This window comes from Salinicola sp., from assembly GCF_982684285.1.
Genome location: NZ_CEXLVS010000216.1, coordinates 1 through 7038 on the forward strand (window position 1 = coordinate 1; position 7038 = coordinate 7038).

Sequence of the window (7038 nt, forward strand, 5' to 3'; positions counted from 1 at the left end):
AAGGCGCGATGGCGCGGTCCGGGAGCCGTGACGGATCGGAGTGGAGCACGACAGTCGTCGAGGGGGAGAAGGTCGGGGGGAGGTCGGCTGGCCGTGGCGGCGATCGACCCGGTAACGGAAGCGAGTCCTTTCGCGCTCAACTTCCTGTCGAGTCTCAACCTTGAGGGCCGGCAACGTCCTGTTGCTCTGCTGTCGATCCCTGGATGCTGTCCCTAGCGCGATCCGTGCGTCGTCGCATCGTCCTTGAAGGGGCTTCCTTGCGGCAGCGGCATCCTGCCACCGGCAGTGTATACGAGATTTCCTCCCCAAAGCGAAGGGAAAATCGCTAAAAAGCGTTAAGTTACAAAGCGATACGCTTGGCGGGGCGCTACGAGGCCGCATGCTCAAGTCATTGTTTCACGGCTAGAATCGGGAATCGAAGGCGACACTCCGGATCAGCGCGACTATGGGCCTGCCAACCGCCAGTTGCATTTCGTCACAGGCCTGGCGGGTAAGCCGGGCCCGCAGCCGCTGCCGGCCGACCATCAGACGCACTTCATTGGCGCTGGGTTCCTGGGTCGAGGGCTCGATGGCGTCGATCACCGCCGCCAGCCCATTGCGATAACTGGTGCCTTCGGGCATGGCGTGGGCGAGGGCGACATCGCGCACCCCCACGCGCAGACGTATCGGCGTGCCTGGGTGCTGGTCGAGCGCCGGGATGCGAAGCGTCTGTCCATCGTCGAGGACGACCTGGGTCAGGGCGTAGACGTGGTCGTGATCGACCACCCGGGCGCGCAGTCGCGTGGCGGCATCGAATCCGCCCAGTCGCTCGGTGAGGTCGAGTCGCATCATCAGCTCGTCCAACTGACCGTGCGCCGTCAGCCGCCCCTGCTCGATCAGGGCGAGATGATCGGCGATGGCGGCGATCTCAGCCGTGTCGTGGCTGACGTACAGCACCGGCAGATCGATCTCCCGGGTCAGGCGGACGAGATAGCTCAGCAGCTCCCGCTTGCGTTCGCCATCCAGCCCGGTCAGCGGTTCGTCCAGCAGCAGCAGGCGAGGCTGGGTCAGCAGCGCGCGGCCAATGGCGACTCGGCGCGCCTCTCCCCCCGAGAGGGCGCCGGGCAGGCGCTCGAGGAGATGGCCGATCCCCAGCAAGGCCACCAGGTCGTCGAATCGGGCGCGGCCGCTCCTCGGCATGCCATAGGTGAGGTTGCCGCGAACCCGGTAGTGGGGGAATAGCCGTGCTTCCTGAAAGACGATGCCCAGCTGGCGTCGATGAATCGGTACGTGAATCTTCTGCTGGGTATCGCTCAGCGTACGCCCGCCTAGCCGGACGTATCCGCCATCCGGGCGGTCGAGACCGGCAATCAATCGCAATAGACTGGTCTTGCCGCTGCCGGACTCGCCAAACAGTGCGGTCACGCCGCTGGCCGGCACCGTCAGCGCGATATCCAGATCGAAGGTGCCCAGGCGCTTGCGCAGCCGGCACTCCAGTGCGGTGCCGGCCGGGGCGTGGATCTCGCCCGGGGTCGAGTGGTGAGCGTTCCCGCTCATCGGTCACGCTCCTGGAGGCGCTGTCTGGCGCGGCGGGCCAGCCATTCCGACGCCATCAGCGAGAGCATGGCGATGACGATCGACAGCACGCAGAGCCTGGCGGCGGCGGCTTCCCTTCCTGGCGTCTGGATCAGGGTGTAGAGCGCCAGCGGCAGGGTGCGGGTCTCGCCGGGAATGTTGGAAGCAAAAGTGATGGTGGCGCCGAATTCGGACAGCGCGCGGGCGAACGCCAGGACCGTGCCGGTCAGCAGTCCCGGTACCGCCAGGGGCAGGGTAATCGTGAACAGTACCCGCCAGCGGTTGGCGCCGAGGGTGCCCGCGGCCGCCTCCAGCTTGGGATCGACGGCTTCCAGCGAGAGCCTGACGGCACGAACCAGCAGCGGGAATGCCATCACGCCGCCGGCGACGGCGGCGCCCTGCCAGGTGAACGGCAGCGACAAGCCGAAGCCCTGGTAGAGCCACTGGCCCAGCCCGCCATGGCGTCCCAGCGATAGCAGCAGCAGGTAGCCCACCACCACGGGAGGGAGCACGAGCGGCAGATGGAGCAGGCCGTCTAGCAGGGCCTTGCCGCGAAAGTCGTGACGAGCCAGCAGCCAGGCAACGGCGACGCCGGGCACCAGAATCCATCCCACGGCACTGCCGGCGATCTTCAGGCTGAGGATGATGGCCTGCCACTCGGCGTCGGAGAGCGCTATCGCCTCGAAAAACATCCGGGGCTCAGTCGGATTCGACCGGCGTGAAGCCGTAACGGCTGAATATCGCCAATGCGTCGTCACCCGCCAGCCATCGTCGGAACGCCTCGGTGTCATCGCTCGGTGTCGGATCGACCACGGCGAGAGGGTAGGTGATGGGCTGGTGGCTGTCGTCGGGGAACACGCCGACCTGCTTGCCCCGGTCGCTCGCCTCGGCGTCGGTCTGGTAGACGATGCCGAGCGGGGTCTCGTTGCGCTCCACCAGCGCCATCGCGGCCCGGACGTTGTCGCCGCTGGCCAGGCGCGATTGCAGCGCGTTCCACTCGCCGATGGACTGCAGCGCCTGCTTGGCATAGATACCGGCCGGCACATGGCTGGTCTCGCCAACCGACAGGCGCTGACCGTCGCCCAGCCGGGAGGCTATCGTGGTCCCGTCGCCCGGAGTGAAACCGGTGATGTCGCTGGCCGTCGGCGCGATCAATACCAGCCGGTTCCTGAGCAGGTCGACGCGCTCCCCGACCGGCAGGTCCTGCGCTGCCAGCCAGTCCATCCACTGCTCGTTGGCGGAGAGGTAGATGTCGGCGGGAGCGCCGCTGGCGATCTGGCGCGCCAGTGTCGATGAGGAGGCGTAGACCGGGACGATATCGACATCGTGGTCGGATTCGTAGGTCTGGATCGCCGCGTTCATGGCATCGGTCATCGAGGCGGCGGCGTAGATCCGGACCGGATCGGCTCTGTCGCCGGCATCGGCGACCGCCGGGATACAGAGCGCCAGTGCCAGCAGAGCGGGCGGGACTTGACGGGCCGAGAGATTCACGGGCTTCTCGCTATGTCTGAATGGAAATAACGGGAAGTCACTATAGCCGCCGGCAATGCGGTGGTCGAGAGGGAATCGCGCGAAGCGATGGGCTCAGTCGGAATCGGCATCGGCCGCCGGTGCGTCGGCCTGGCTGTCCTCGGCATCGATGGCGCGGGGCGGCGCGAGACGATTCATCAGCGCCTGCCCATGGGGATTGTCGTCGAGATCGGCCATCAGCCGGCGATAGTCGTCGACCAAGGCGCGGCCCTGTGCCGTCAGGGTCGCCCCGCCACGCCGGGTGCCGCCGATGACGGTATCGACCACCGGCGCGGCGAGGTGCCGGTTCATGGTGTCGAGAAGTTGCCACGCCTTCTTGTAGCTCAGGCCCATCTCACGGCACGCCGCGGCGATCGAGCCGTGCCGCTCGATCGCCTCCAGCAGCTCGATCTTGCCCGGGCCGACGACGATCTCCCGGTCGGCGACCAGGCGAAGCTGAAAGCGTGGCGAGGGGTGGTGGGTGCGGGTCATGGCGGCATCGTGGCGGTGGCGAGCGCCTGTTGTATCACAGCCGCTCGCCACCGGCCCAGGATCAGGCCGTCTGCGCCACCTGCTGGCGGGCACCGGCACGCCAGCGCAGATAGTCCACGGCGACGAACAGCAGCAGGCTGGCGCCCATTACCGGCAGGGCATAGCCGAAGGCGGCCGCGACGAGCAGGACGACCAGCCGCGACCGCCGATCCATCAGCCGGAAGATGGCGGTCAACGTCTGCGGCTCGCGGGAAGCGGCGGTGCGTCGACGCCACCACATCGCGTAGCCCCAGCAGATCAGGGTGACGAGGCAGGAGGCGAACGCGACCAGTGCCAACTGGTTGGGCAGTCCGAACAGCACTCCCATGTGCAGGTCGATCCCCCAGCGGGTCAGTTTGGCGGCCAGCGGGGAGGTGGCGAAATCGGCACGATCGGTGACGGTAAAGGTCTGCGGGTCCAGGGCGATCTGGTCGACCTGCGTCGGCCACCCGCGCCCGATTTCACGAATTTTCCAGGCGGTCATCGGTGAGTTCGGCGGCACGATCTCCAGGCTGTCGGCATCGATGCCGGCGGCTCTCGCGGCGGCGAGCGCCAGGTCGAAATCAGCGGGCGACGATGCCGGCCGCGACGCGGCCATGCCGGTATGGCTGGCGGCGGCGTGATGCGCCGCATGGGGATCGCCGGGGGCCGCGCCGGCCGATCCCTCTGCCGTTGGTGCCGGCGCCGCGAGATCGGTGGACACGCTGGGCGTGCCCCAGCCCCAGGCGTGTCGCAGCTGGGCGATGTTGCCGCCGGCCCACTGCGACCAGGTCAGGCCCGTCGCCGAGAAGAACAGCAGCCCGATCAGCGCCACTGCCCCGAGGGTGGCGTGGCGCTGGCGCAAGCGCTGCGCTCCCGCTGCCTGGCGGCGAGTTCGACGGCGGCGCCACCACAGGAAGCCGCCGCCCAGCGCGGCGATCCAGAGCCAGGAGGCGGCCAGCTCGCTGTAGAGACGACCCGTATCGCCCAGCAGCAGGCTGCGGTGGAACTGATCGATGGCGGTACGCAGGGGGAGCACGCCGCTGGTGCCGTAGACCGTCATGTCGCCCCGAACCGCCAGCGTGACCGGATCGATGAACAGGGCACGATGCTCCGAGGGCCCCAACCCTTCACCCGCGAACATGACCCGCGTGGTCGCTCCCGGCGCCGGTGCGGGACGAACGGCGGCGGGACTTGTGCTGATCCCCGCGGCGACCTGGGCGGCGGCGATCTGGCGTGCCAGCGGCTGCGCCTCACCCTCGCTCTGGGTGGTCAAGGCATCATGGTAGAGCCAGTTCTCGAGCTGGGGCGTCAGCGCATAGGCTATCCCCGATAGCGCGGCAACGAGCAGAAACGGCCCGACGAACAGGCCGACGTAGAAGTGAAGGCGAGTGATCAGTGCGACCCACAAGGGGGGCTGGCGGCGATCGGTCGCCGCTGAAACGGTGTCCATGGGTGAACTCCAGGCCTGAACCGGATGGCAGCGCCCGACGACGGTCGTCGGACGGGCATGACATGGGGCTCCGGATACGCATCGGGTCACGATGGGCATGCGGAGCGAGAGAACGGCTTCAGGCCAGGGGCGGTGCGCGGGAGGCGTAGCGGGGATAGACCGGCGTCGGCGACGGCGGGGCGACGACCTCCGGCGGATGTACCACCGCCGGTGGCGGCGAGACCGGGGGTACGGCTCGCGGCGGCTCGAGGCCGGGGGCGTGGAGAAACAGCTCGCAGTAACCGCAGGCGGCCAGGTGCCAGTGGTCGTCTACCGTCATGGTTCGGGCGGACGATGGCATTCGGTGGTCGACGCCGGTGGCCGCGTGATGGGACGGAGCCATCATCATGCCGCCGTGGGCCGGCATCTCCATCAAGCGCTGCATCTGGCTGATCAACGGGCCCGTGAACGCCATCAGCATGGCGAACAGCGCGAGCGCGGTCAGCGGGCGGTAGCAGCGATGCCAGAAATGCGTCATATCTCGTCCAGGACGCCGTCGTCAGAGGGGGACTCTACGCGCTGGCGCTTGCGCCGCCAATCACCACCGGCCGGGTGTGTAATTATGCCGCACCGGAATCCACCCCTACAGCGCCAGCCGTTCACCTGACACTGTCTGTTCGTGGCGTAGCAGCCAGTGCTTTCTGCCGATACCGCCGGCATAGCCCGTCAACCTGCCGTTGCTGCCGATGACCCGGTGGCAGGGAGTGACGAGAGAGATCGGGTTGCGCCCGTTGGCGGCGCCGACCGCCCTGACCGCCGACGGGGCGCCGATGGCGACGGCAATCTCGCGATAACTGCGGGTCTGGCCATAGGGGATCGCTCGGAGTGCCTGCCACACCTTCGCCTGGAAGTCGGTGCCCCGGGGGGCCAGCGGCAGGTCGAACGTCGTCAGTTCGCCCAGGAAGTAGGCTTCCAGTTGCCGTGCGCAGCGTGCGGTGACGGCGTTGGGGTTGTCGACATGGCCCGGCGTCGTCGAGAAAGCGATCCAGGTCAGGCCCAGCGCGGTGGCGCGAATCTCGATGGGACCCAGGGGGATCGACGCCGGTGGCTGATAGCGCTGGACGAATTCGTCGTGACGCGCCGGCAGGCGGGCGTCGCACTGGGGGAAGTCTGTATTCATAGGATCTGGTTCCAGAGCTGCATCGTGAGATAGCTGCGCCATGGGGACGCGGTGGCGACATCCACCGGCGTCTCCAGGCGGGCGAGTGCGCGGCGCAGGCCGACATCGCCGTCCAGCCAGATGTCGGGGTTGCCGTTTCCGCGCATGGCGACGACCTTGGCCGTCCACGGCCCGATTCCCTTGAGCGAGAGCCACTGCCGCGGCTCCTCGCCGAGCTCTCCCCGATCCCAGGCGGTCGCCAGCCGCCGGACGGTTTCCCGGCGACTGGCGGGCAGTTTCAGGAAAGCGAGATCGCTGGCGGCGATGGCCCCGGCGGTGGGGAAGCGCCGACGTCCGCCGGCATCGGTTTCCCCGAGATGGTCGACCAGGCTCTGAATCAGGCGGTTGGCGGCGGCAATCGAGACCTGCTGGCCCAGTACGGCACGGATGCCGGCTTCGAAGACGCCCCAGGATCCCGGCAGGCGCAGCCCTTCGGCCAGCGGCAACTCCGGTAGATGCCGCTGCAGATGGGCTTCGATGGTGGCGGTGTCGGCGTCCAGGTCCAGCATCCGCCGAATCTGGCGCACGATGGCACTGAGGTCGCCGAGCTCGCTCAGGACCAGCGTGACCACGAACTGATGACGCTCGGGATCGTGCACGGCCTCGAAGTATCCGGTGGTCTCCCCCTGTCTCAGGGTCCGTCCCAGCGAATGGTCGTCGACCCACTCCAGGCCTTCGATGAGGTGGAGCGCGTAGAAATGGCGCAGCCGTTCCCACTGGTAGGGCGGGCGATAGGCGAGCTTGATGGTCAGGGCTGCGTTGCGTCGTTTTTGTCGCCGGATATCGCTGGGGGTCAGCGCCATCTGCCGCTTGA

General features: G+C 68.0%; 8 protein-coding genes. All 8 read right to left on the bottom strand.

Annotated elements, in window-relative coordinates; translation table 11 throughout:
• Nucleotides 1–402 precede the first annotated feature (402 nt).
• Entirely contained in the window at nucleotides 403–1536 is a 1134-nt protein-coding gene (gene modC, locus AC3AYF_RS16220) for a molybdenum ABC transporter ATP-binding protein (RefSeq protein WP_295040626.1), read from the bottom strand.
• Entirely contained in the window at nucleotides 1533–2246 is a 714-nt protein-coding gene (gene modB, locus AC3AYF_RS16225; protein WP_487780007.1) for a molybdate ABC transporter permease subunit, read from the bottom strand. The genes modC and modB overlap by 4 nt, the downstream gene beginning before the upstream one ends.
• A gap of 7 nt (nucleotides 2247–2253) precedes the next feature.
• A complete protein-coding gene (gene modA / locus AC3AYF_RS16230; protein WP_295040630.1) occupies nucleotides 2254–3045 on the bottom strand; it encodes a molybdate ABC transporter substrate-binding protein in 792 nt (263 codons plus the stop codon).
• 93 nt (nucleotides 3046–3138) lie between these two features.
• Nucleotides 3139–3555, bottom strand: a complete 417-nt coding sequence (locus tag AC3AYF_RS16235; RefSeq protein WP_295040633.1) for a winged helix-turn-helix domain-containing protein — start codon at nucleotides 3553–3555, stop codon at nucleotides 3139–3141.
• Nucleotides 3556–3616: 61 nt separating this feature from the next.
• On the bottom strand, nucleotides 3617–5026 hold the full coding sequence (locus AC3AYF_RS16240; RefSeq protein WP_295040635.1) for a PepSY-associated TM helix domain-containing protein: 1410 nt from the start codon (nucleotides 5024–5026) through the stop codon (nucleotides 3617–3619).
• Nucleotides 5027–5144: 118 nt separating this feature from the next.
• Complete coding sequence (locus AC3AYF_RS16245; protein WP_295040637.1) at nucleotides 5145–5543, bottom strand: DUF2946 family protein; 399 nt, start codon at nucleotides 5541–5543, stop codon at nucleotides 5145–5147.
• Nucleotides 5544–5648: 105 nt separating this feature from the next.
• Nucleotides 5649–6185: a methylated-DNA--[protein]-cysteine S-methyltransferase gene (locus AC3AYF_RS16250; RefSeq protein ID WP_295040639.1), complete on the bottom strand. Its 537-nt coding sequence runs from the start codon at nucleotides 6183–6185 to the stop codon at nucleotides 5649–5651.
• Nucleotides 6182–7038 (bottom strand): AlkA N-terminal domain-containing protein (locus tag AC3AYF_RS16255; protein WP_487780008.1); only part of this gene is annotated, 857 nt, incomplete at its 5' end. The genes AC3AYF_RS16250 and AC3AYF_RS16255, both read right to left, overlap by 4 nt.

Coding starts and splice junctions, on each gene's coding strand:
- AC3AYF_RS16245 (WP_295040637.1), bottom strand. CDS start 5,543: ATGACGCATTTCTGGCATCGCTGCTACCGCCCGCTGACCGCGCTCGCG.
- modC (WP_295040626.1), bottom strand. CDS start 1,536: ATGAGCGGGAACGCTCACCACTCGACCCCGGGCGAGATCCACGCCCCG.
- AC3AYF_RS16235 (WP_295040633.1), bottom strand. CDS start 3,555: ATGACCCGCACCCACCACCCCTCGCCACGCTTTCAGCTTCGCCTGGTC.
- AC3AYF_RS16240 (WP_295040635.1), bottom strand. CDS start 5,026: ATGGACACCGTTTCAGCGGCGACCGATCGCCGCCAGCCCCCCTTGTGG.
- AC3AYF_RS16250 (WP_295040639.1), bottom strand. CDS start 6,185: ATGAATACAGACTTCCCCCAGTGCGACGCCCGCCTGCCGGCGCGTCAC.
- modB (WP_487780007.1), bottom strand. CDS start 2,246: ATGTTTTTCGAGGCGATAGCGCTCTCCGACGCCGAGTGGCAGGCCATC.